The organism is Desulfotalea psychrophila LSv54 (assembly GCF_000025945.1).
GTDB lineage: Bacteria > Desulfobacterota > Desulfobulbia > Desulfobulbales > Desulfocapsaceae > Desulfotalea > Desulfotalea psychrophila.
Genome location: NC_006138.1, coordinates 2582993 through 2607742, shown reverse-complemented (window position 1 = coordinate 2607742; position 24750 = coordinate 2582993). Strand labels below are relative to the sequence as shown.

Below are 24750 nucleotides of genomic sequence, written 5' to 3'. Positions count from 1 at the left end.
TTCCAACTTTGAAAAAAGTTGGAACCCTTTTTTTTTGCCTTTTATCCCCAAAATCTCCGTTCTTCTCTAAAGGAAATCCTATGCCAGCCAATACTGATTATAGCAAATGGCCCTGTCCGCACTGCGGTAGCTTTCGCCAAGAAGATGCCTCACTACTTCCCTGTGAAGATTGGGCCGGCACCATTCGACGATCACAGTACAAGATAGTAATGGAGTATGCTGCTTTTGCCTATCGCTATGGACATATGTTTCGCTCAATCTATGAGATACAACTTGAAAGTGAACAGGCCGTCACCCCGGGGAGCCTGAGCCCTGCCCATCCCGTTGCCATTGGCGCCAGCCTTGTCATCTTGAGCGCTCTGCACGGTTCTACGGTAAACTGGTTTCTCATTCAGGAGGCCGTTAAAAAAATGGCCACCTCCTACGGTGAAGTTTATGGTGAAGAGTGTGTGATTGAAGAGGGTGAGCTGAAGAGGATGAATAAGAACCTCCGTGAGTTTACTCAGGACTTCAGTGGATCCCTGCCTGCCCTTCGTAATGCAATCTTTGAAGAAATTTTTGCTGAGCACTGTGCAAAAAAAGACCACGACAAACTCCTGCAACTGCAGAACACAATCCGGGCGGCAAAGGCTGATCAGCAAAAAGCTCTTCTTAAAGATTTTGACGATCTTCTGCAGAAGATCATGGGCAAAACCTTTAAGATGATTGCCAAACAGCCTAAGCCAGAACCTGCAGAGCTTGCTACCTATTGGTCAAAGGTGCTTGAAGCGGATGACTCCAAGCAAGATTAGTGTTATCTTGTGCCTCGTGAACCCATAAGCTAAAGTTTGGCAGATTATTTTTTATTATTTATAAAAGAGAAAGAGCAACTATGACATATAGCAAACTTGATCAACCAGAGGCCCTGTCCCATATATTCCATCCCGTTCGCGAGGCACGAAACACCCCGCCACTCAACGCCACCGATGTTGACATCGAAGTAGAGGCTGGCATAAATATCAGTTGCCGATTTTATGCAGCCGCCCTTGATGCGCCTAATATCTTTTTCTTCCATGGTAATGCAGAGTCCGTTTCCTACTATGATGAAATAGCTCAGGTCTATACCTCGCATGGTCTTAACCTCTTTATGACCAGCTACCGTGGTTATGGCTGGAGTGACGGTGAGCCAACGGTAACAAATATGTTTGCCGATGCCGTTCTCCTCTATGACAAGGCAAGCCTGTGGCTTAAGGAAAATGGTTACACAGCACCCATTATCGTCATGGGTCGTTCCCTTGGCTCTGCTCCTGCTATTGAGGTTGCCAAGGAACGCGATGCAGTAATAAAGGCCCTTATCATTGAAAGTGGCTTTGCCAATACCCTGCCCCTTGCTATAAATCTGGGTATTGATGTTGAGGCAAGTGGATTGACCGAAGAGGATTGTTTTAGAAATTGTCAGAAAATTGTAGATGTAAAGCGACCTACCATGATTTTTCACGGTTCTCGGGACACTCTTATTCCTGCGGCTGAGGCAGAAAATCTTCAGTCATTTTGCGGGGCCCGAGGTAAGCAATTTCATGTTATTCCCGGTGCTGAGCATAACACCATGATTGAAGTGGGTGGAAAGCTCTACTTTGAGACAATAAGAACATTCACCGATACCCTGTTGGGGATCAATAATTGGCGTAGACTGAGAAAAGAATTTAAAAAGAGAGCTGAGGTAAAATGAAAAGAAAAGGTTATCTCTCTTGGGATGAGTACTTTATGGCGGTAGCGATTCTCTCTGCTCAACGGAGCAAGGATCCATCTACCCAGGTGGGTGCCTGTATTGCCAATAAGGCAAATAAGATTGTCGGGGTTGGCTATAACGGCTTTCCGCTGGGTTGCGATGACGATGATCTTCCTTGGGGTCGTGAGGGGGATTTTCTTGAAACCAAATACCCCTATGTCTGCCACGCAGAGCTGAACGCCGTGTTAAACTCAAGCTCAAGGGATCTGATGGACTGCAAGATCTATGTTGCCCTTTTTCCCTGCAACGAGTGTACCAAGGTTATTATTCAGTCTGGGATTAAAGAGGTTATCTATCTCTCTGATAAATATAAGGATACCGATCAGGTTCGGGCATCAAAAAAGATGTTTAATATGTCAGGGGTGAAGTGTCGGCAACTTACCCCTGACAGAGAGAGCCTGTTAATCAATTTCGTGGCTACAGAATACGTATAAAGAGGTATGGGTAAGCCAGAACAGGCTTACTCATGCTCGAATCCTCTAAAGCTTATATCAGTCAAATTTCCCGTTGGGCCCTTAAGCATAACCCCGCTGCCTTCAGTGATAAGGCCAATGGGATAAGCCATTGCCTGTACCGATCTTGCCAGTCGCTCAACTTCTTTTTCCCTTCCTGCTCGTACGGTAAAGAGAAGTAAATAATCATCTCCTCCCCCTAGAGCCAACTCTGTTGCTGTAAGTTGGTACCTTTTGCAGAGCCTTGTAAACTCTGGTAGAACCGGAATCTTATCCTCAAAGACCACGGCCTGTACCGCGCTTTTTTTGGCTATATGGGCGAGATCCGTGGCAAGTCCATCGGAAATATCCTGCATGGCCCCTATGTAGTCACTGTCGGCCAGGGCCCTGCCAAGTTCTACCTGAGGCATGGGGGCAAGGTGATGACGCAAGAGAGAGGCATACTCATCCTTAAGCGTCTCGATTTCATCCCGGTGATTTTGAAAGAGAAAAAGTCCGGCGGCAGCTGATCCTAGTGGGCCACCAACATAGATAATATCACCCGGCATGGCTCCATGTCGATAAACAGGCTCTTTGTGGGCTTGTCCAAGCAGGGTAACGGTAATACTTAGACGTTCCCCGGCCACCGTATCCCCGCCTATCAGGTTGATATTGTATCTGTGGTGCATATAGGCAAGACCTCTGATGAATTCATCCAGCCAAGCCTCTTCTGTGTCTTTGGTAAAGGTAAGAGAGATGGTGGCATGCACAGGCAGGCCACCCATGGCAGCAATATCACTTATATTAACAGCCATTGCCTTACAGCCCAACTCATAGGCTGGATGCCAGCTTAAATCAAAGTGATGCCCCTCCACCAAGGTGTCGGTGGTGATTAGCCAGGGGCGGCCATTATCTCCTGAAAAAACGGCACAATCATCACCGATGCCACAGATAACTTTTTCATTATAGGCGGTAAGATGCTGTTGTATCTTGCCGATGATATCAAGCTCTCGCATATTATTTTATCCGTCTCAAGCCGCCCTTCTTGGGGGCAGGTTTTTTTTCGCTTCCACCTTGGGAGGAGCCGTTAAGTTTTGTGGACTGTTCCGGTTCATGGACGTCAACCGCTTGAACAAATCTCTCTTCGCCTCCCATGGTAAAGATCTCTTGTCCCGTCATCTGGTCTGTGCGTAATGTCCAACTGGCCTTTTGCAGGGGGATGGAAAGAAAGGAGAAATGAACATGCCACCACTCATCCTTACGGCTATCATCCCGGTCTATACCCGTTACCACCGCATACTGCAGGATCTGTGGCTCCTTGGCTACAATAAGGATAATATCACCAACTTCTGTTGTCTCTTTAAAGGGAAGAAGTAATTTTAATTCCTTAACCATTGTTTGCATAAAAATCTCTCTTTGAAAAATTTAAGGTTTTATGGCGATTCAAGACTCAATCACCACTAAGTCCTCGATAATATAATATCTGATACGAGCTGTATACATAGCAAAAACAGCCGGTAAAGGCTATCTCTGTCTGGGCTATTCCCTGTTTTTACAGGGTGGATAGGAGGAGACGGAGAAAGAGAGCCTTAGCTTAACTGTTTGGAAAACAACTCTGTAACTCAAGTAGCAAAAGATGGGAGAGGGCGGTAGCGATTGAGTAAGCCGGTGGAGATGGCCTGCTCTGTCTCTTCTTCTCCCTTAACGCCGGAACTGCACGGCCTCGGCAATATGTGGCCTCTCTATGGAGGGGGCAAGCTCCATATCGGCAATGGTGCGGGCAATCTTTAAGATGCGATGATAGGCCCGGGCTGAGAGGCCGAGCTTTTTCACACTCCTCTCCAGAAGCAGGGATGAGTCGCGGTCAATTTGGCAAAATTCTTCTATCTCTTTGCCACCCATCTGACTGTTGCTATGGATATGGTCCAGGTGGGCAAAACGCGCCTGCTGAAGCCTGCGGCATCTTGCCACCCGCTGAGCAATCGGTGCCGAGGACTCACCCTGCTGGGCGGAACTCATCTCCTGATAGTTCAGGGCCGGTACCTCGATGTGGATATCTATTCTGTCAAGTAGGGGACCTGAAACACGGCCCATGTAACGCTGAATTTGTTGTGGCGTGCAGTTGCACTCATGGTGAGGATCTCCATAAAAGCCACAGCTACAGGGATTGAGGGCACAGACAAGCATGAAATTTGCAGGAAATGAGAGAGATATCTGGGCTCGGGAGATGGTCACTTCGCCGTCTTCCACCGGTTGACGAAGCGCCTCCAGGACATTTCTTTTGAATTCAGGAAGTTCATCGAGAAAGAGAACCCCGTTATGGGCAAGAGAGACCTCACCGGGGCGAGGAATATTTCCACCGCCAATGAGGCCCGCATCGGAGATGGTGTGGTGAGGGGCACGAAAGGGGCGAATACCGAGGCCCTCGCCTTTTACATCGACAACGCTGAAAATTTTGGTGGTTTCAACAATTTCAGCAAAACTCATGGGTGGCAAGATGGTTGCAAGTCGCCTGGCAAGCATGGTCTTGCCGGAGCCCGGAGGACCCTTCATCAGAACATTATGGCTACCGCTGGCTGCAATTTCCAGGGCCCGCCGGGCATGGAGCTGCCCTCGTATTTCACTAAAATCAAAATGATAGCGGGGCAGATGCGTACCTTCCCTATAGTCTTTTGCCCTTAGGGCCTGAATCGGTCTCACCCCTAGCAGATTCTCAACGACCTCGGGCAGGGAACTCACTGGCAGGATCTCTATCTTTCCCGCGGCAATGCCCGCCTCTTCCCTGTTTTCGAAAGGGATAAAAATCTTCTTACAGCCGGAGGCGGCGGCGCCCAGGATTAGAGGCAGGCACCCCCGGACTGGGCGAACCTTACCATCAAGAGCCAACTCTCCCACAACACAGGTCTCTGCAACAGATACAGAGATAAGATCCGTGGCCATTAAAATGGCAATGGCAATGGCCAAATCAAAACCGGCGCCCTCTTTTTTTACCGAAGCTGGAGCAAGATTGACCGTAATTCTTCGATTAGGAAAGTAATAACCACAGTTCTTAATGGCTGGCTTTACCCGGTCACGGCTTTCCCGGACGGCGTTGTCGGGCAGGCCAACAATGAAGAATTGCGGTATTCCTTTGGCTATATCAACCTCTACTTCGATGGGAAGGCCATCAATTCCCACTACTGCACAGCTTAAAACCTTTGCATGCATCGAAGTCACCTGCCTGATAAGAATTTAAAAGGAAGCCTCCTGAGAAGAGGGTTCATAGAGTCTTTGCATCGACTCATGGTATGCACCGTTCTTCTTCTCGTAAACATAAAAGGGCCGTTCTGTTTTAAGACCTGCACCCCCATTTTTTTGACAGTGGATTAAAAAGAGGCGGGCCTCGGATTCTCCCTCCGGGTAGTCATAAATATACTGAATTCGCTTAGGCTCTAATCTGTTTTTTCTGGCCGCAAGCAAAAAATCGGTGAGGCCATTTGCCGGATAGATAAAAACGGCATGGCCTTTATTGGCCAATACCTTTGAGGCTGCATATAAAAAATCCTCAATGCCCCCGGCAACCTGGTGCCTGGCCTGATAAGCCTCTCTGTTTTGGCTTGGCCGTCCTGAGCCAAGGGGGAAAAAGGGTGGATTGGACACCAGCTGCTCAAAGGATTCTGGGGGGAGGTGTTGCAGGATATGGCGAACATCTCCCTCTTTGATGGTACAGATTTCATCGTAACCATTCAACTCAATATTACCCTTAGCCAGGCTGATAAGGCTCTGCTGTCTCTCAAAACCGGTAATGTGCACCCCCAAATTCCTCCACCTATAGGCCATGATTAGGGCAATAATGCCACTGCCTGAGCCAAGATCAATGATGCGGGCCTGTTTACGGGGGGGAAGAAAATGGGCCGCAAGTACCGCATCAAGAGAAAAACGATAGCCCTCTCTATGTTGTCTGCAGGAGAGTTCGCCGCTAAAGAGAGTGTCGTGGCTGAATTCTTCTGGGCTCTCCTCTCTCTTATCTCTTTGTCCACTTCTGTTCATCTCATCGTTCTCATTTTGTTTAACTTCTGCTATGATGAAAGTATCGAGCAGAGCTATTTGGCTATTTTTTATTTATTACAGGGTAGTTTGAATGGGGCATTTCAATAAAGATCTAGGCAGAATAAAAGATTTACCACAGACATATGTTTAATATTTCGAGGATAAATTTTTTATTAGGCTGAAATTTGAAGAGATGGCTTTTTCAAGGTGCCCTGCAGGTAAAGAGCTCCGACTATGTACGGAGCCTACGAGGTTTATACAATGTTTGAAATTTTTATAAAGACCCACTTTTCAGGAGCTCATCATCTACGTGATTATCCCGGAGACTGTGAACATCCCCATGGACACAACTGGAAGGTAAAGGTTACGGCCCGGGCAACGGGGGCTTGACGAATGTGGAATGGGACTTGACTTTACCGTTTTGAAAAAAAAGACCAAAGAGGTAATAGAGCTCCTTGACCATAGGGATCTCAATAATTTGCCCTACTTTAAAGAGAAGAACCCCTCTTCGGAGCATATTGCCATCTTTATCTTTGATATCCTTGCCCCGGTTCTGGAGCATAAGAGATACTCTCTTTACTCTGTCCGGGTCATGGAGACAGACAATCAGGGATGTACCTATTTTGCCCCCAGTCAGGGATAGGGTATAGTCATCTGGCTTTAGGTGGAGGCATAGGCATCCTATTTAAACCTGTCTCATCTCTTTGCAAGCAGTAATCTTGTCTTTGTTGGTAATATGTGCTGCTTGCAAACTTCAATTTTTATAAAAATGATGGGGGGGAATGAAGAAAATTATAGGATATACATTTATTATGCTCTCTTTTTTGTTATGGGCTGTCATTTTACTCCTGCCCTTTTTAGAGATAAGCACAGTCCATATGGCTGAGTCTACAACTGTTTTGATAATTTCTGCCGAAGTTGCATTCTTTTCTGGTATTGCCCTCTTGGGTAAAGAGGCCTGGCAGCATATAAAGGCCAGATTTAAGGGCAAGGGCTAGGTGCACTTTAAAGTGGCAAGGGGCTTGGCTAATATGATCCTGTGGCTCACATTTCGACTGTCTTTATCTCCCCCAGGGTTTTCAAGGATCTCAGCACTTCGCACGCCTTAGATAGCCATGATACATCTACCGTAAATTTCAGCATTTGTCTGTCATCCTGCCACAACAATTCCTTAGTCGTCGTTCTGCTTTTCCTTTGTCCATCACAAATCTTCGAGGGTCTATCTTCACTCACCAATAGTTTGAAAAGAAAAATGTTTTTTGAAACAATGCATATGTTTGATATTGTTATCTTTGGTATGGAAAGTGGTGGCCATAAATGTCAAGCATGCAAATCTATCAGAATAAGAAAGGGGCAGATGAATGATGCCGATCTAGCCCAGGAATTATCGAACCCTATAGCGGATCTCATTACGCTGCCAATTCAAATTAACTATAACTGGAAATAGGACAGTTGGTCAGTGCCAATAAATGTGGCCGTCTCAAAACTTGTTAGCTGGGGTAGACTGCTGGTTACCCCAGAGGCGGGCCCTGAGGGACTTCGTTTTTGTCTTCAGGCAAATTTTGTGTTAGCAAAATAGTCTAGGCGTAAACCGTTGTATTGGCATATTAATTATTTGATTTTTTCAGTTTGAGACATGGCTTTTGGGCATATAGAAAATATTTCAAAGGGGCAATTATGAATTCAATGCGGCAACTATTTCTATCAATACTCTGTTGTTTATGCTTTTTGCAAAGTTTCTCCTTACCTGCCTACTCTGCAACTGAAGAAAAAGATCAATGGATCTTTCACTTAACACCCTATTCATGGTTGGCAGGACAACGGGGAACCGTGGCGACTTTGCCAGAGCTTCCGCCTGCGGATATTGATATTGATTTTTATGATGATGTCTTAGACAATCTTAACGGTGCCCTCATGCTTGTTGGTGAGGTTCGTCAGGGTCGTGTTGGGGTCGTGCTGGATATTTCCTATATAGATATTGAATCCGAGGAGCCGTTATCTAGTTCCTATTTTTCCCAAGTTAGTTCAACAACAAAAACGTGGATGGTTTCAACCGCTGCCTTTTATCGTCTCTTTGAGGCTGATAAAGAGTTTCTTGATCTGCTGGCAGGGATAAGATACTGGTCTGTTGAGTCGGGTCTTACTCTTACAGGAGGGACGCATGGGCCGAAATGCTTTAGTAATAGAGAAGAGTGGGTTGATCCCATTCTGGGTCTGAAAGGTTTGACCGTGCTCGGTGATTCGAATTTTTTTCTCATCGGAAATTTTCTAATTGGTGGCTTTGGGGTAGAATCAGACTTTATGTGGGACGCAACTCTCAATTTGGGCTATGCTTGGACTGAAACTTTTTCTACCACGATTGGATATCGCTATTTAGATGTTGATTATCAAAAGGATGATTTTTTGTATGACGTTTCACAGTCTGGGCCGATAATTGGATTTTCCTGGAGGTTCTAGGCTACTTTTCAGAGTGTTATTTTTTAATGCAGGCACTGTTCTGAATTGTTTTGTTGAATAATGTTGGATGCAAAAAGTTCGTACCAGGTTAAGTAGCAGAGGGTCGTGTTGCCAAATTGTTGTTTAGTAAAATTGTCAGTGCAGAAAAATCTTATATAGTAAGGTGCTGACAATCCCAGAAGTAACTTGAATGCTTCGGTATTTCTCTTGTCGAAAGCATGGGCGATGATCGCCTAGGGTGGTTCCCACGCGTACCAGAGCCACCTTTGATTTTTCTTATCTTTAACAAATGCCCATGGTGACATCACAAATCAGTTCTATGTCTTTAACTTTATCTGTGAACCTAGTTACTTGTCTTGGATTGAGTTTTCTAAAACGGGTAAGACCCATGCAGCCCACTTTAAGAACTCTTGCAGTATCACGTATACCAGCATTGCCAGGACTATATCTTTCATGCCGATCGGCTACATAAGGGTACTCTAGCTGGAAGGTTCGCTTGCAATCTGAACACCGAAATCTTTGATTTCCATTACTGTCCTTGCCGTGCCGTCTTACCTCGTCAGTACCACCGCAAAAACGGCAAGACATGTAGCCATATCAGAACATTAAAAAAACCACATTCTACCATAGTCAACGTTTTGGCATCACGATCCCTTTCTTGGTGTTGAATTAAGTGAAAAAAATCTCTCGTCCGTCCTTTTTCTTGTCTGTTCTATTGGGGGTTTTCGTTTCATCTACTTTCTTTTCTCTTGTTATATATCGGCAAATGTTTGGACGAAATACCTCCTTGTTTTTTGTAATTCTGGAGAGGAGATAAGTGGCGAAATAACACAATCTCTCTGTCTCCATTTGGTGTTCTTGTCTGTAATGGTTGCCGTGGTTTTCATGCCTGGTTGTTAGTTTGTTGCACTTATTTTAGCAAATCTACTCTTCATTACCAAGGGCATCTTTATCTCAGACAGAACTCATGACAAAGATTAAAAACAGAGGCAGGATTTGTCAGTGGCAGGTTCTTAAAGAGAGGTTAACATGCTAATAAATAGTGTCAGGGTTTAAGCATGGTCCGCCTAGAAGCTGTGGAATATTCTATTAATTTAAAGGGTTGTGCTGACAATCTATTGCCGATGGAACGCCCTGCTTGAGAAAGAGAGGCCTGGGAGCAGATAAAGGCTAGATTTAGGGGCTAAAAGGTAGTTGCCCATTTAATGGAGTAAGGGCATTGATAGATTGTCTGGTCTAACCTTTTCTTGGCATTTCTTTTAGGTATATAGGCTGAGTCTTTGGGTAGGTAAGGACCAGAAGCGGGGGCAGAAAAAAATTGCTTTTTTTCTAATATGTTACTAGTAGTCCCTTATTCCGATTGGGGTGTCCTGTACGGCAGGGCTGAGATTATACCCATCGAACCTGATACAGCTCATACTGTCGCAGGGAACTCGGAGAGCGCCTTTGTTGTTGGATTTTTCTGACCGCCCGACAGAGCCTTTCTCTATCTCCTGTGCCAGTCCCCGCCTAACCCCCATGGCAACTCAAGGAGATGGACCATGCAAAACGAAGTAAGTACAGCTCAGCAAGAGGCAGGTTCTCTGCCAAAAAGATACTGTAGGTATATTAAAAATATGGGTCCTGCCTGGATTATCAGCGCCGTGGCCTGCGGGCCTGCGACCCTGGCCAGTGTTGCCATTGCCGGGGCGACCTATGGCTATAAGATGCTCTGGGTGGTAATCCTCAGTGCGGTGTTTGGCACCACGACCCAGTACCTGGCTGCCCGGGTGGGTGTTTTAGAGGGGATGGGAATCATTGCCGCCACCGAAAAACATCTGGGAAAACGGTGGGCCTGGATTTTGACCATAGATGCCCTCTTGGCCACCTGGCTTGCCGCCATGGTTTTGATGAATGCCTTAGCTGGGGTCACCTCTCTCATTACCGGTGTGGACACCCCGTATTGGGGCGTACTCTACGGAGTTCTGGTTGCCCTCTTTCTGGTTCGGAGGGGATATCGTAACTTTGAAACACTGTGCAAGGTCTTGGTGATCTTTGTGGTGGCCTGTTTTATGGCCACCCTCTTTATGGCGGATCTCTCTCTCCCGGCCATTGGTGAGGGCCTCCTGCCCAATTTCCCCGGCGGAATCGATGCGGCCCTGATGATGGCGGCCATCATGGGTGGGGCCGTTCATATCACCATTATCGGCATGCATACCTATAATACCAATGCTAGGGGCTGGAAAATAAAAGATCTGTCTCTGGCCCGTTTTGATACCTTTTCCTCCATGGGTATGGCCTTTGGTCTCTACAGTGTGGCCATCTTTTTGGTGGATGTCGCTGTCCTTCATCCCAACGGAATTGCGGTGAAGAGGGCAACGGATGCGGCCTTGGCCCTTAAACCCCTTCTGGGTGACAGCGCCATGAAGATCTTTATGGTCGGCCTCTGGGCAGCCACTCTCTCGACCCTCTCTCCCACCTTTATGGCCGGGGCCTATTTTCTCTCGGATAAGATGGGCTGGCAGCTCGATGTTAAGGATAGACGTTTTGCCGGGGTAGTCTTTGCCGGATGTCTGCTCAGTATGCTCGGCCCTTTCGTTAAGGGCAGCTTTTTCCTTCTCCTCCCTCTGATGCTGGCCTTAGGTCTTACCGGTACACCCCTAATCATTGCCATTATTCTCTATCTTCTGAATAGACGGACTGGCAGCTTACGCAACTCAGCCCTTCTTAATTTGATGGGTGGACTCACCTTTTTGGTCACCTCGTTTCTGGCTGTACGCTTTCTTTTGGCAAAATTTGGCATCATGTGATTGTCGTCCCATTCTAACTCCTCTGCCCCTCTCTGTTCCGCCCACTATGGGGGCAGAGGCTGGCCTTGTTTCTGTGGCTGGAAATAGCATGAAAAACGATAAGAATTGTTTGCTTTGGCCAAACACCTCTCTTGCAGGTGGAGTCTGCCTTGAGCCGATAGCTCGTTGCTGTGGCTACAGGGAGCGAATTGTTGCCCTCTTGCTTGCCAATCTTGGCAGTCAAGAGGTGGCAAGTGAAACATACTTAATTTGAAAAAGAAGAAAAATTTTAGAAGGACTGACACTGTTATAAGCACTTACTGATAGGTGTATTGCTTGAACTCAGTCTTGTTCAATCCATCATCTTGATTTTTGTCTTCCTGAATACGGCAAAAGATGTTAGAATAGCACGACTTTTTGCCTCAAAAATTTTTATACGCATACGTAAAATGATAGCCTCTGCTGATCAGCCAATGCGAGATATTTTCTTATAACTTGCTCTGTATTAATCCTCTATTCACCTTTGCACCTTTCTCGCGATGATTTGTCCAGATTTTCCCATCAAGTCTTTGGCTCATTTCACTGTTGTCGCAATGCCTCCTCAGCCCACTTAATTTGCAATCAAGGATCTGTTACCTCAGGGGATTTACCACTGATTTGGTTAACACTATCTAATAAAGCATAATCTTTTTTACAGGAAAAAAAATGAGTATTAACTTGAAATTAAAGCTAATAACAGTCTCTTTAGCTGTCATTATAGTTGCTATGTTTTTGGCTACTTTCTCTATTACGAACAAACAAAAAAATGATGGATTAGTGATAAATCTTGCTGGCCGGCAAAGGATGCTTTCACAAAAGATGACGAAAGAGTTTCTGCAATTCTCAATCATCCCCAGCCAAGCAGTAGAGTCCAAAAAAAATGCCGCTGCCCAAGTCCGGTCGACGATGAAGGTCTTTTCTATGACTCTAACGGCTCTTGAAAATTCCGGGAGAGCGCCTTTATCTCTTGACCTCAGGGATACTTTGTATCGAGATTGCCCTATTGCTCAGGAACCAGCTAAAGGGCAATTGGCAAAAGTGGACAGACTGTGGCAGCAGTTTTCACCTGTAATAGAGAGGGCGCTTATGGGAACTGCCTCAGAAACTGATAGGAAAACAATTAAAACGGATAATATCCGTATTCTGCAAGAAATGAATAAAGCTGTTGGTATGATGCAAGCTCAGGCTGAAGAGTTGGTGCTTTTGTTGCTCAAAATACAAATCACGCTGGCTGTATTAGGAGCGATAATTTTTGTCCGAGCCTTTATGCTTACCTCCTCTATAGTTTTGAGACTGAATAAGGTAAATAAATTTTCAGAACTTTTAGGAAATGGTAATTTGACGGTCGAGTCTGGGATAACTGGTGATGACGAGCTTGGACAAATTGGAGTAAGCCTTGATTGTATGGCTGCTAATCTTGAAAAAATGATTAGGGGAATCAGGATCACCTCCAAAGAACTTGGTGAAACATCTGAAGAGTTATCAAAAGCAGCGTCAGAAGTTTCTCGGGGGGCGGGGGGTGTTGCAGAGCGTTCAAGTTCTGTTGCGGCTGCGGCTGAACAATTGAGCTCTAATATGGATTCAGTCGCTGCTGCTGTTGAGGAGACCTCGACAAATGTAGCTATCATGGCGGACTCGGTACAAGAAATAACAGAAAATATTATTACAATATCTAGCAATACAGAAAATGCCCGTAATATAACTGGTGCTGCTGTTAATCAATCTAAACAGGCCTCAGAGCGTATAAACGAACTTGGAAATGCTGCCAATGAAATTGGTAAAGTGACTGAGACAATAACGGAAATATCTGACCAGACCAACTTGTTGGCGTTAAACGCAACCATTGAGGCCGCTAGAGCAGGTGAAGCAGGAAAAGGATTTGCTGTTGTTGCCAATGAAATAAAAAACTTGGCCAAACAGACTGCTGATGCAACAGGAGATATTCGTATTAAAATTGAAGCAATTCAATCATCAACATCACTGACGGTGACTGAAATAAGTGGCATTGCCAATACTATAAACGAAGTAGATGAAATAGTAGGGAATATTGCGGTGGCTATGGATGAGCAGGCAGCCACTACCCAAGAAATTTCGATCAATGTTGCCCAGGCTTCCGAAGGTATCCAGGAAGTGACTAAAAATATATCTCAGAGTTCAGCTGTGGCTGGAGAGGTTGCAAATGATATCTCAGAGGTTGATTTAAAGTCTACTGCAATGAATGAATCCAGTACGCTGGTTGCTGCCAATGCCAAAGATCTTAATAGATCAGCAGATAAGCTCTCTGTCTTGGTTAAGGAATTTAATATAAAGTAGGCGCTTGTAATAACTGAATCCCTTCCGATAATTCTGGGAGAACGTGAATTTGTTTTACCAGAATGAGGAGGTTAAATAGGATTTTATTGCTGAAGGAATGGCGCATTTATTACTTGAACTCAGTTTTTAGTGTCCTGATATCATAAAATAGAATGCTTTTTAAGGGGCAAGCATTGTTCTTGCCCTCTAGAATTTTAGGAAACATAACATGAAAAAGTTATCCTTAAGAGAATTAGCTGTACCAATGATTAAATCTATTGATAGTTTTAATTATCTGCTGAAATCGCACCATAGAAGAACTGCGGTCGTTTCATATTATATTGGAAAAAAACTCAACTTAAATAATACTGAGTTAGTGGAACTTGTTATTGCGGCAGCGCTTCATGATATTGGTGCCTTATCTGTGCAGGAACGAGATATGATTGTTCAGGAGGATGTCATAAATCCAGCTCCGCATTGTATGATGGGATACCGTATGTTGGCATCGCTTGATGTGTTTAAGAACATTTCCCAAATTATCAAGCATCATCACATCAAGTATCAAGATTCATTAAATGCGGAAGAGGGAGAAATATTATTACAAAGCCATATTATTCATCTTGCTGACAGGGTTGATATACTGGTCTCCCCTAACGAATTTATTACAAATCAAAAAAGTATGGTTACAGAAAAAATTCGTGAAAAAGCGGAAACAACCTTTCATCCTGAAGTTTTTAAAGCATTTGAGGAAGTGTCAAAAGCAGATATATTCTGGATTGAAATGAATAATTTGGAGATGGAGCAACTACTTAGAAAGATCGATTTTGGAGCAATTGATTTTGAGCTTACAATTGACGATATTATAGAGTTTACCTTGACAATGTCAAGAATAATTGACTTTCGCAGTAAATTTACCGCATCGCATTCATATACAGTCGCGCATCTATCCTCTTTAATTGGTGGATATTTTGGGTTTTCTGAAGAAAAATGTAAAAAATTATTGATTGCTGGGTACCTGCATGATATTGGCAAAATTGGAATTGACCCCAGGTTAATCGAAAAAAATGGTCCCCTTAATGATGAGGAATTTAATTTAATTAAATTACATGCTTATTATACGGGGCAAATCTTGAATGAACTTAATACTTCTGATTGGTTTAGTGAAATTGTAACGTGGGCTGAGCGGCATCATGAAAAATCTGATGGAACGGGATATCCATTTTCATTAGATGATACAAGTCTTGATGAAGGCGTGAAGATTTTATCATGCTCAGATATAATTTCTGCGCTAATGGAAGAAAGACCTTATCGAGAAAGCTTATCCGTTGATGTAGCGTTCGATATTATCAGGGATAATATGTCAGCATCAATTTCTCCTGATATGTTTGAGGTAATTGAACAGCATAAATATGAAATTAATGATTTAGTTTTACAGTGCCAAGCCCACACATTTGAAGAATACAGATTAGGTTCACTTCAATAATAATTTATTGAAAAAACATAGATTGGTAGGAGATCAACGACCTATGCGGGCTGTGAACGACCTAGGCGTCCGGCACGGGGGGTTGCTCACCCTCTGACCCGCCTCCTTCTCTCCCATCTTTATGGATGGGGCCTATTTTTCTCTCGGATATGGGGTCGTCTTTTCCGGATGCATATTCAGTATGCTCGGTCCTAAGGGCAGTTTTTTTTCCCCTGATTATTGCCCTCACTCTCTACCTTCTAAACAGGCGAACTGGTAACTTACGCAACTCAGCCCTTCTTAATCTGATGGGCGGACTCACCTTTCTGTCCGTGCGCGTTCTTCTGGCAAAATTTGGCATCATCTTAATGCTAGATCTCTTCTCTGTTCTGCCCATTGTGGTGGGGCAGAGGCCCGTTTTGTTCCCAGCGCAGACCTTGTCCGACCTTCGCCATTTTTCATCCAGTAATCAGTTAGAGACATCCCTTGCCTATTTTGGGTAGAGTTAGTATTTTCAGATAGTTACTGCAAAATGGTTGAATGTTGTCCGAAAGATAAGAGGAAAATAATGAAAACTGTTTATATCTTAGGTGCAGGATTTTCAGTAGAAGCGGGAGCACCAACTCAAGCTTCACTAATTGGTAAAGCTTTTGAGCTCTATACCGAAAATTCATCAAATTATGACGAAAAGAGATTTGAGCTATTCAAGAATTTTTTAATTAAGCAATTAAATATTGCTGAAGAGCAATTTTCAAATGTTGAATTAGAAGACATTTTTACTCCTCTTGATCGATGTTTTAGTGACAGTATTCAATATCGAGGTATTGGCTTTGGGGAAATTATGGAAGTTCGAGAGGCAATATTTTATGTTGTGGGCCAAACCATTTTACTGATTCTTAATGACCCATCTGTTTCCAAAGAGTACATAAATAAATTTGCACGATACTTAACTGAAAAATCGTCAGTTAGAATGTCAGGGGCATATCATGAAAAAGATCCCGTGAGTGTTATCAGTGCTAACTGGGATATATTACTTGATAATTCAATTAACGACTCTATTCGTGAGGGTAAATATAATGCTGTTGTAGACTACTGTTGTTATATCAGCTCCAAAAATAAAGATGATGACTCTATTAAACCAGGCTTAGAAATACTTGGCACTGGAGGCTTTAACGTTAAGTTGTTAAAACTGCATGGTTCTTTGAATTGGTTGCAGTGCCCAAGATGTATGAGGATATACGCAACTTTTAACACAAAAGAAGGAATACATAATTTTAAAGATCCGAAGTCATGCCGACATTGCGATATAAATTTTTCTGAAGAAAAAGGAAACCATGTTCTTGTTTCAAACCTTATAATGCCTACTTTTATTAAAGACTTATCGAACCCTCAATATAAGATTATTTGGCAAAATGCAGGTATAGAAATATCAGAAGCTTCAAGATTAGTCTTTATTGGTTACTCTTTATCAAGTGCAGATTTTGAAATGAAACAATTGCTTTCACGAATGGCTCGGAAAAACGTAGAGATTGAGGTTGTTGATTCTTGTAAGAATCCCGATGCTAAAGAAGCGGTCGAGAAACACTGGAAACGTTTTTTTGGTAATCGGAGCATAACATATCATTTCGATGGCGCCGAAGATTATGTTGAAAAATTAGTTAAACAGACGACCTTGCTACACAAATAAAAACTGTTGGCCTTCTTCGATGATGTTTTTTATTCAAACACCGATTAACTACTATCATTAGTAGACTGCTTATGTGAAAACTACGATGAGTTTTTGATAGGCATACGTGTAAGGTAATGATAGGCTCGTACATTTATAAATAAGGTGAGGGGAAATGGATTTTGGAGCATCAGGTATAGGGGTGTCTTGGTTAAACAGCACTGCAACGATTCTATGGCTGCCATAGCCGTGCTGCTTGTGGTTGGATTTGTGATGCTTTTTCTGGAAATGCATAAGATCCGTAAAGGATATCGTGAGACTTTAGCTAAAAGATACAGCTCTGGAGACATTCTATGCCATGATAATTTTGCTGAGTATTTTGGTATGGAATCGTTCAAGGGGAAGCAAGTCAGAGGCAAAGGTGTTCTTGTCCTTGTCTAGAGTGAATTGTATTTTTTAAGATTACATCCCAGGATGGAACTGTGTATTCCTCTTAAAAAATAAAAAGGTGTGTGACGCCTTCGAGCTTTTTAGGCAAATCGATTAACACGCACTTACTTAAGATAGAATTTCAAGATGAGGGTGGTGTATTGAATGCGGTTGCCTGGCATGTAAAGGATTTAAAAAACTTTGTAACGGCTCTAAATTTGCAGAGGGAAAAAATCGACCAAAGAAAAAATAATTAGCACCGAGAAGAGATTCAATCGCAGAATAATCAGATTTCCCAAAAACACTGAACTATATGGTATGTTTAGCGCTAATTTTGTAAGTTTTAATGTTGTTAAATAAAAAAATTGGCATAATAACCTGTTTAAGTGAGTGAGCATGATTAAAAAATGAAGACGATTTGGAAAAAGCATAATATCATCATAGCTTGTCTGGTAAATCTTGTCGTTATTATTGGGGTAATCTATGCCACATTTACAAGCTCGTCAGAAATACGCAGTGATATGCTGGGGAGTTTCTCAGATTTGGGTACATGGCTGGCAGGGCTTGGGACTATTGGACTTTTTGGTGTTGCATGGATTGCAAAAAATGATTGGAAAAAAGCTATTGACCACCAAAATTCTAGAACGGCAATTAGCAAAATAGCTACTGCCGCAAGATACGCTAAAGAAATCCTTAAAGAAGATGAGCTAGCAAATTTAAAAAAGATAAAAAAAGAATTGGATTCATACCGAATATTTGGAACAGAAGGACGTGGAATATGGGAGCACAGGGATGACGGTAGAGATTATGAATTACAGAAACAGCGAACAATACTAGAGGAAAAGCTAACATACAACAAGGGAAGATTAAGAGGATACAGTACTACTGTATCAGAATATATTTTACTGCTGTCAACAGAAACACAAAGAAAAGAGATAACAAAATTACTAAGAGACATCGATGACAATATTCACGCACACAGTTACATCGAGAAAGATTTGAATGAAAATACTGAAGCGGAGTTACGTGCTCTCAAAGATTTATTTTCAAATATCCTCCTGTTAGCCAACAATGAGTTGAAAAATATGAGTAAATCTATTGATTAAAAAATAACTCCCCAATAAATGATACTGGCTTTAAGTAATAAGCGTAGGCAAGGAGACTATGAGCGAAGGCATCTATCAGATCAATCCCATTGGTATTATCCGTTCCGATCTGGTCAGTCGTAAAGCGGCGCCCAGTCAGGGAAGTGAGGGCGCGCCCGATGCCTGGCTTGAGGTGGATCCGGCCTTGGTAGAGGGGCTTGAAGGTATGGCCGTGGGCAGTGAAATCATCCTCATCACCTGGTTGCACAGGTCTCAGCGCGATATACTGAAACTGCATCCCCGCGGGGACAGGGGCAGGCCTATTATGGGGGTCTTTTCTACCCGCTCCCCCGACAGACCAAACCCACTTGGCCTGCATCGGGTGACGGTTTTGCAGATCAGCGGTAATAGGTTGAGGGTGGGGCCGATAGAGGCGATTGATGGCACGCCGGTGGTCGATATAAAGCCTGTACTTCCGCAGGCCGTGGATTCATAAGGATCTCTCGAGGGTCTGTGGACTCTCCCCTTACTATAAATATTCTGCTAAAACAGCGAGAGGTTATTGTCATCTGCCTTCTCTTTCCTTCTTAGGGATCTTTTTCTTTGAGCCCTTGCCCCTAAAATGCTATATATATCTGCTTTGCAGGAGAGGAAGCAGGCAGTTTTTAATGAAAAAAATTTTTACCCCATAAAATTTACCATGAAAAAGACCACAGGTTCACCGATTATATATAAGGATGCCCAGCTACTTGTGGTTGATAAACCAACAGGTTTTTCTTCTCAGGCAATGACAGAGGGAGAGGTGGGCATCACAGAGTGGTTGGCTCTGCATCTGCAGTATCAGATAGACCTCTACTCATCTCTTACCAAGAGCTGCAGTGGTGTTCTCCTTCTTCGCAGAAAGAATCAAATTGAGAAGGCAGAAAATGATCAACCTGTTAAAATTGCTGAGAAAAAATATCACTTTATCTCAGCTAAGAGATACCGCGGGCAGACGGAGGAAGATGGCAGCTGGCTGGTAGAAAGGGATAATTCCATAACAGAGGAGTCTGTTCGTTTTCGTTTCCTTGAAGAGGGCAGGGATTACTCTCTCTATGAGGCGGCAACCCTAAGCTGTTGCAGGCGTGTTCAGGAATTTGCGGAAGAATCAGGCATAGCCATCGTCGGCGATGGGGCCGATAGCCCTTTTGCCCGACTCTTTCTCCACTGTCACTCCATTAGGTTGGCCGAAAGCGGGCATGAATTTATCTCTTCCACCCCGGACTCTTTCTCCTTTGTTCTTAAGCAGAGAGATAAGGTATTAATAGATACGGCCATAGCTTGGGAACGTCGCTTGGGTTGGCTCCAGCTTATAACCAATAGCTATCGTCTTATTCAACGGGGCGAGCTTGATCTGCCGGTAAGTATTGATCTCTATGACAATACCCTCTCTATCACGGGATTTTCAGAAGAGAAGACATCGACGCAGTTGCGAACGTTGCTTGAACCTGCCCTGGATTATCTGCGGGACAAGCTTGCCTGGCAGGGTGCTCTTTTGCGCAGACATGCCCAGAACCCTCACCAAAAGAAACTGATCCACGATGTTATTCAGTGGGGAGCGCCGATCTCGTCCAGCAATATCGCCCACGAGCACCTACTTGACTTTGAGGTAAATATTAATGAGTCTCAGCATGTAGGTCTCTTTCTCGATCAGCGTGATTCACGCAGGCGGGTGTGGCAGATCGCAGAGGGGAGACGGGTGGCAAATCTCTTTTCCTTTACCTGTTCTTTTTCTGCTGCCGCCTTGGCAGGCGGGGCTGAAGTTGTTTTTTCAGTGGATCTTGCCGGCTCAACCCTTGCCCGGGGAAAAGGTAATTTTGCCCTTAACCACCTGGATGAGAGTGGCCGGGGAAAGTTTATTAAGGAAGATGTCTGCAAATGGCTCCAGCGCCAGGAACGCAAATATGCTAGAAATCCGGAGGAGTTTACCCCTTGGGATCTCATTATCTGTGATCCTCCTGTCTTTGCCTCAGCCGGCAAGGGACAGGCCTTTCATGTGGAAAAGCAGTGGCCTGAACTGGCCAGGCAGATACGTATGTTACTCTCTGTTAGGGGTGTGGCCCTCTTTGCCAATAATCATCGTGGCGGCAATGCCAGCTATTACCGGGCTGAACTGGAAAAACATTTTTCTCTTGTCCGGCAAATGTCCCCTCCCATGGACTTCCCCCGTCTTGCCGGAAGTCCCGAACATGTACGCATATATTGGTGTCAGGTTTAAAAAACAGATCTTGAGCATAAAAATGATTTGAAAATTAGACTTTTCAATAAATAGTCGCTAAACTTTGTATGTGCTATGGGTAAGATATTTACCAATAGCGTTGCTGAAGGGCTATTTCCTGGTTTAGAGAGAGAAGATGAAATTAAGATCAAGTAGCTCCCAGATAGCACCCGGTCTCTATCAACATTATAAGGGCCCAAAATATCAAGTCTTAGGCACTGCCACTCACAGTGAAAGTGAAGAGACAATGGTCGTCTATCAAACCCTCTATGGCAAGTTCGATTACTGGGTGAGGCCTCTTGCCATGTTTAGTGAAGAGGTAGAGGTAGAGGGTAAACTGGTCCCCCGTTTCAGAAAAATTGCTGAAGAAGAATAACTCATTTTTTCCCAAGTCCTGCCATTCCATTCAGCTGTAACGCCTCGTTACAGCTGAAATATTCTGTTACACATCCATGTAAATATTTAATTTTAAAGAATATTCATAAGGCATCCTGTTCTCATTGCCTTAATATGTAATATAATGTAACAGCAGGGAGATGCCTCTCCTTTCCCCTACAAACTAGTACCACCCCCACTCTCCTCATATTTTATTTTTGGCATATAAGTTGCTATGAATATTGTAATCATAAATTTTTATTATAAGATTTATTTGGAGAGACCCCTGAGTTTGTCTCAAGTTACCTCTCCTCTATTTTCATCTTTCATCTGCCTCATTCCCATAGGCGTTTCTGGTCCTTGGGCGGTGCATGAGAGAGCTTAAGAAAATTAAGTAATTCTATTACAACCCCATAAGCGGCATTTTTTTTCATAAAGAGATTAAAAGCCTTTTATACTCTTATAGAACAAAAACATACTCTTATGAATCATAGCGCAGATGTACTTGTCATTGGTGCTGGCGTAACAGGCGCAGCAATAGCCTACGGGCTGACCAAAAAAAACAAGAAGGTGGTTTTAATCGATGCCCCGCCCAATCCTATAGATAGATCATCCAGAGCAAACATGGGCCTTATTTGGTGCCAGTCAAAAGCTCTGGGTAATCGCCCCTATGCGGAGTGGAACTTTGAATCTTCTAAACTTTTCCCTGAGCTGATACCGGAAATAGAAGAGCTTACTGGCATTGATACTATGTACAAGCAGTGTGGTGGTATAATTCCCACCGTGGGCGAAGCCGATTATGACAGGCGGGCAAATTACCTGAAGGCCTTGGATGAAGAGGCAAAAAAATTTGGGGCCACTAAGGATTATCCCGGCGAAATGTACTCCCGATCTCAGCTTGAGGCCCATTACCCGGGAGTCACCTTTGGTAAAGAGGTAACGGGCGGAACCTGGTGTCCAGAGGATGGCCATATAGAACCACTGCAGCTGATGTTCGCTCTTCGATTGGCCATGAAACGCAATGGTGGCACCTTCCTTCCCCACTGTGCTGCCCTGGATATCGCCCGAAATGGTGATAGTTATACTGTTCACACCAGTACGGGTACCATTGAGTGTGAGCGTTTGGTGATAACGGCTGGACTGGGATCTAAGCAACTTGCCAACCAATTTGGCATTAATGTGCCGATTTATGCCAATAAGTCGCAGCTCTTTCTCACCGAGCGTATTCCCAACCTTCTGCCGACACCACTGCTCGGCATCACCCGTACCGACGGCGGTACCGTTATGGTGGGTTTTGAGCATGAGTATATGGGCAATAATACCGAGCTTGTTCCCGAGCGCCTGCAGCATGTGGCTAACTGGGCCCATACTATCTGGCCAGCCATTGCCAAACTTCGTGTTATTCGCTGTTGGACCGGACTGCGGGTCTGGCCCAAGGACGGCTTCCCTATTTACGACGCTATCCCAAATCACAAAAATGCCTTTATTTTTAATGCCCATAGCGGTGTCACCCTGGCAGCAGTGCAGGCAAAGCATCTTCCTGAGTTTATTCTTGGCGGTAAGTTACCAAAGAATGCCCAGGGATTTGGTCTGGATCGTTTCCCGGCTGATGCATAGATAAAAAATAGAGTTCAGCTCATCATCATGATGTTCATCATATATAACGAGAACGGATTATGTCAGAAAAAATAACTATTTATTTTGAGGGAAAGCCTGTCACAGTCGATGCAGGTGTCACTGTTGCCGTAGCGGTACTGGAACATTCTCATTCCCACAACGAGGGAAACTACACCTCTATTAACCCTGTAAGCGGAGAACGTCGAGGACCCAACTGTCTCATGGGCGTCTGCTTTGAATGCATGGTTACCATAGACGGTGTTCCCAATCAGCAGAGCTGCTTGATCGTTGCCAGAGATGGTATGAAGGTTGAGAGACAAACCCATATGCAGGAGACACTCTAATGCAAGAAAAGCAACAAAAGTGGGACGTTGCCATTGTTGGGGCAGGCCCTGCCGGACTTAGCTGTGCCATCACTGCTGCAAAATTAGGCCTTGATGTTATCCTTCTCGATGATCAGAATCTTGCCGGGGGGCAGATCTATCGTTGGGTGACAGGTGATAACGCCCATAAAAACTTTTTGTCTCCCCATGACAGAGAAGAGGGCGCTGCTCTGGTTAACAGCATGCTTGAGGGCAATATTCGTTATATTGCCAATGCAGTGGTCTGGCATGGTGGCTATGAGCGCCTCCTGGCAACGGTCGATGGTAAGACTATGGATATCCGCACTCAGTATATCGTCATCGCCACCGGTGCCATGGAGCGTCCTGTTCCTTTTAAGGGTTGGACCCTGCCAAATGTCATGACTGCGGGCTCAGCCGATCTGCTCTACAAGACAGCCGGGATGACTCCGGATGCTCCTGTGGTTATTGCCGGAAACGGCCCCCTTGTTCCTCTGGTAGCAGGCCATCTCTTAGAACTCGGGGTGCCTCTTGCAGGTATTCTTGAAACAATGCCTCTTACTAATCTTGTCCGCTCAATGGCCCATATGCCGAAGGCCCTGCAGGATATTCCCTTTCTTTTTAAGGGGGTAAAGATGACGGCAGCCCTATTAGGGAAGACCAAATATTTTCGTGGTGTCAGTAATATTTCGGCCCACGGTGATAATAAGGTTGAACGGGTCCAATTTTCAAGTTTTAGCGGCAAGCACAGCATCGATTGCTCTACCCTGCTTGTTCACGAGGGACTTATTCCCCGTACCCATGTAAGTCGAATGTTTCAGCTTGAGCATGTCTGGGACAAAACCCAACGTTACTGGTATCCCCTTGTTAATCAATTTGGCAAGAGTAGCAATCAAAGGGTCTATGTGGTGGGTGATTGCACCAAGGTACATGGAATAGGCAGCTCCACCTGCAAAGGGGAAATGGCAGCCTTAGATATCACTCAAAAGCTTGGCAAAGTAGGAGCAGGCAAGGCAAAAGAGCTTATTGGCGAAACCCAAAAACGCCTGCAAAAAGCCGTTGCCCCACGGGATTTTGTTGATAGTTACTTTGCCCCGAGAAAGGGTCTCTTTGATATGGATGATTCTGTTACCGTCTGTCGCTGTGAGAATGTCTCCGCAGGTGATATCCGTCGTGCCGTTCAGGAGGGATGCCAAGAGGTAAATGATATTAAGTTACGTACCCGTTGTGGTATGGGGCCATGTCAGGGGCGCATGTGCGGTTCTGCCCTGGCAGAAATTGCTGCCAAGGAACTGGGTAGAGATGTGCCTGCTGTGGGGGCACTTAATATTCGTACCCCTGTAAGACCTGTTTCTTTGGAAAATATTATGATTCTTGAAGCCGAGGGAAATCAGTAATATTTACACGGGAGAAGGGCAGTTCCTGCCCTTTTCTCTGCTGTTAAGCAGCAACGGAGTAAATAGCCTTGCTACAAGATAGGGTTATCTTAAGCCCTCTTCATTTCTATCCATTTGCCCATCGTCATGGTTTTGCTCCAAAGACCATGGGCTGGTAGCCTGATTTTTGGGAAGCAGTTATTTGATATAAACGAAATAACAGTAATATAGTTGTGAGAAGAGAAGAACTTGTAAAGCTGCAGGAAAATTCGCCCTGAAAAATAATTTAGGTGTATTGGTTTTTAAGTGCACAGAGCTTTCAGCCTTTGCTGGCGCGACGAAGGTGCATTCAACTTCC

General features: G+C 44.4%; 26 protein-coding genes and 1 riboswitch. Of the genes, 21 read left to right on the top strand and 5 right to left on the bottom strand.

Annotated features, from left to right (window positions below; translation table 11 throughout):
- Positions 1 to 80: 80 nt before the first annotated feature.
- From DP_RS11575 to DP_RS11565, 3 genes are all read left to right on the top strand, one after another.
- A complete protein-coding gene (locus DP_RS11575) occupies positions 81 to 791 on the top strand; it encodes a hypothetical protein (RefSeq protein WP_041277934.1) in 711 nt (236 codons plus the stop codon).
- An 80-nt stretch (positions 792 to 871) separates the two neighbouring features.
- Complete coding sequence (locus DP_RS11570; protein WP_011189513.1) at positions 872 to 1708, top strand: alpha/beta hydrolase; 837 nt, start codon at positions 872 to 874, stop codon at positions 1706 to 1708.
- A complete protein-coding gene (locus DP_RS11565; RefSeq protein ID WP_011189512.1) occupies positions 1705 to 2202 on the top strand; it encodes a deoxycytidylate deaminase in 498 nt (165 codons plus the stop codon). Before DP_RS11570 ends, DP_RS11565 begins: the two co-directional genes overlap by 4 nt.
- A gap of 26 nt (positions 2203 to 2228) precedes the next feature.
- On the opposite strand, the gene thiL is transcribed toward DP_RS11565, so the two are convergent.
- The 4 genes from thiL to DP_RS11545 form a co-directional block, all read right to left on the bottom strand.
- Entirely contained in the window at positions 2229 to 3215 is a 987-nt protein-coding gene (gene thiL / locus DP_RS11560) for a thiamine-phosphate kinase (RefSeq protein ID WP_011189511.1), read from the bottom strand.
- Position 3216: 1 nt separating this feature from the next.
- Positions 3217 to 3603, bottom strand: coding sequence for a hypothetical protein (locus tag DP_RS11555; protein ID WP_011189510.1), 387 nt, complete (start codon positions 3601 to 3603; stop codon positions 3217 to 3219).
- A 297-nt stretch (positions 3604 to 3900) separates the two neighbouring features.
- A complete protein-coding gene (locus DP_RS11550; protein WP_011189509.1) occupies positions 3901 to 5406 on the bottom strand; it encodes a YifB family Mg chelatase-like AAA ATPase in 1506 nt (501 codons plus the stop codon).
- 24 nt (positions 5407 to 5430) lie between these two features.
- Positions 5431 to 6228: a tRNA1(Val) (adenine(37)-N6)-methyltransferase gene (locus DP_RS11545; RefSeq protein WP_011189508.1), complete on the bottom strand. Its 798-nt coding sequence runs from the start codon at positions 6226 to 6228 to the stop codon at positions 5431 to 5433.
- A gap of 261 nt (positions 6229 to 6489) precedes the next feature.
- On the opposite strand from DP_RS11545, the gene DP_RS18835 reads away from it, so the two are divergent.
- From DP_RS18835 to DP_RS11525, 4 genes are all read left to right on the top strand, one after another.
- A complete protein-coding gene (locus DP_RS18835) occupies positions 6490 to 6618 on the top strand; it encodes a 6-pyruvoyl trahydropterin synthase family protein (RefSeq protein WP_265588558.1) in 129 nt (42 codons plus the stop codon).
- A 10-nt stretch (positions 6619 to 6628) separates the two neighbouring features.
- On the top strand, positions 6629 to 6871 hold the full coding sequence (locus DP_RS18830) for a 6-carboxytetrahydropterin synthase (protein WP_011189506.1): 243 nt from the start codon (positions 6629 to 6631) through the stop codon (positions 6869 to 6871).
- A 139-nt stretch (positions 6872 to 7010) separates the two neighbouring features.
- Positions 7011 to 7226 (top strand): transporter suffix domain-containing protein, encoded by a 216-nt coding sequence (locus tag DP_RS11535; RefSeq protein ID WP_041277932.1) that lies wholly within the window; start codon positions 7011 to 7013, stop codon positions 7224 to 7226.
- A 679-nt stretch (positions 7227 to 7905) separates the two neighbouring features.
- Complete coding sequence (locus DP_RS11525; RefSeq protein WP_049785088.1) at positions 7906 to 8685, top strand: hypothetical protein; 780 nt, start codon at positions 7906 to 7908, stop codon at positions 8683 to 8685.
- A 282-nt stretch (positions 8686 to 8967) separates the two neighbouring features.
- Here DP_RS11525 and DP_RS19260 read toward each other — a convergent pair whose 3' ends face one another.
- Positions 8968 to 9273 carry a transposase gene (locus tag DP_RS19260; protein ID WP_011189502.1) on the bottom strand — a complete coding sequence of 102 codons (306 nt, stop codon included), beginning with the start codon at positions 9271 to 9273 and terminating at the stop codon, positions 8968 to 8970.
- Positions 9274 to 10036: 763 nt separating this feature from the next.
- Positions 10037 to 10134, top strand: a riboswitch (TPP riboswitch).
- A 92-nt stretch (positions 10135 to 10226) separates the two neighbouring features.
- On the opposite strand from DP_RS19260, the gene DP_RS11520 reads away from it, so the two are divergent.
- The 14 genes from DP_RS11520 (at position 10227) to DP_RS11460 (ending at position 24413) form a co-directional block, all read left to right on the top strand.
- Complete coding sequence (locus tag DP_RS11520; protein ID WP_011189501.1) at positions 10227 to 11474, top strand: NRAMP family divalent metal transporter; 1248 nt, start codon at positions 10227 to 10229, stop codon at positions 11472 to 11474.
- Between the two features lie 88 nt (positions 11475 to 11562).
- Positions 11563 to 11727 carry a hypothetical protein gene (locus tag DP_RS18005; RefSeq protein ID WP_156792282.1) on the top strand — a complete coding sequence of 55 codons (165 nt, stop codon included), beginning with the start codon at positions 11563 to 11565 and terminating at the stop codon, positions 11725 to 11727.
- A 431-nt stretch (positions 11728 to 12158) separates the two neighbouring features.
- Positions 12159 to 13805 (top strand): methyl-accepting chemotaxis protein, encoded by a 1647-nt coding sequence (locus tag DP_RS11515; protein ID WP_011189499.1) that lies wholly within the window; start codon positions 12159 to 12161, stop codon positions 13803 to 13805.
- A gap of 208 nt (positions 13806 to 14013) precedes the next feature.
- Positions 14014 to 15267, top strand: coding sequence for an HD-GYP domain-containing protein (locus tag DP_RS11510; RefSeq protein WP_011189498.1), 1254 nt, complete (start codon positions 14014 to 14016; stop codon positions 15265 to 15267).
- 149 nt (positions 15268 to 15416) lie between these two features.
- On the top strand, positions 15417 to 15749 hold the full coding sequence (locus DP_RS11505) for a hypothetical protein (RefSeq protein WP_041277930.1): 333 nt from the start codon (positions 15417 to 15419) through the stop codon (positions 15747 to 15749).
- Between the two features lie 65 nt (positions 15750 to 15814).
- Positions 15815 to 16933, top strand: coding sequence for a hypothetical protein (locus DP_RS11500; protein WP_041277929.1), 1119 nt, complete (start codon positions 15815 to 15817; stop codon positions 16931 to 16933).
- 186 nt (positions 16934 to 17119) lie between these two features.
- Entirely contained in the window at positions 17120 to 17353 is a 234-nt protein-coding gene (locus tag DP_RS11495; RefSeq protein ID WP_156792281.1) for a hypothetical protein, read from the top strand.
- A gap of 395 nt (positions 17354 to 17748) precedes the next feature.
- Positions 17749 to 18447, top strand: coding sequence for a hypothetical protein (locus tag DP_RS11490; RefSeq protein ID WP_011189493.1), 699 nt, complete (start codon positions 17749 to 17751; stop codon positions 18445 to 18447).
- A gap of 58 nt (positions 18448 to 18505) precedes the next feature.
- On the top strand, positions 18506 to 18922 hold the full coding sequence (gene tsaA / locus DP_RS11485; RefSeq protein WP_011189492.1) for a tRNA (N6-threonylcarbamoyladenosine(37)-N6)-methyltransferase TrmO: 417 nt from the start codon (positions 18506 to 18508) through the stop codon (positions 18920 to 18922).
- A 204-nt stretch (positions 18923 to 19126) separates the two neighbouring features.
- Entirely contained in the window at positions 19127 to 20683 is a 1557-nt protein-coding gene (locus DP_RS16990) for a class I SAM-dependent methyltransferase (protein ID WP_162096657.1), read from the top strand.
- Between the two features lie 136 nt (positions 20684 to 20819).
- Positions 20820 to 21059 (top strand): DUF1653 domain-containing protein, encoded by a 240-nt coding sequence (locus tag DP_RS11475; protein ID WP_011189490.1) that lies wholly within the window; start codon positions 20820 to 20822, stop codon positions 21057 to 21059.
- A 482-nt stretch (positions 21060 to 21541) separates the two neighbouring features.
- Positions 21542 to 22675: an NAD(P)/FAD-dependent oxidoreductase gene (locus DP_RS11470; RefSeq protein ID WP_011189489.1), complete on the top strand. Its 1134-nt coding sequence runs from the start codon at positions 21542 to 21544 to the stop codon at positions 22673 to 22675.
- Between the two features lie 59 nt (positions 22676 to 22734).
- A complete protein-coding gene (locus DP_RS11465; protein WP_011189488.1) occupies positions 22735 to 23019 on the top strand; it encodes a (2Fe-2S)-binding protein in 285 nt (94 codons plus the stop codon).
- Positions 23019 to 24413, top strand: a complete 1395-nt coding sequence (locus DP_RS11460) for an NAD(P)/FAD-dependent oxidoreductase (protein ID WP_011189487.1) — start codon at positions 23019 to 23021, stop codon at positions 24411 to 24413. Before DP_RS11465 ends, DP_RS11460 begins: the two co-directional genes overlap by 1 nt.
- Positions 24414 to 24750 lie beyond the last annotated feature (337 nt).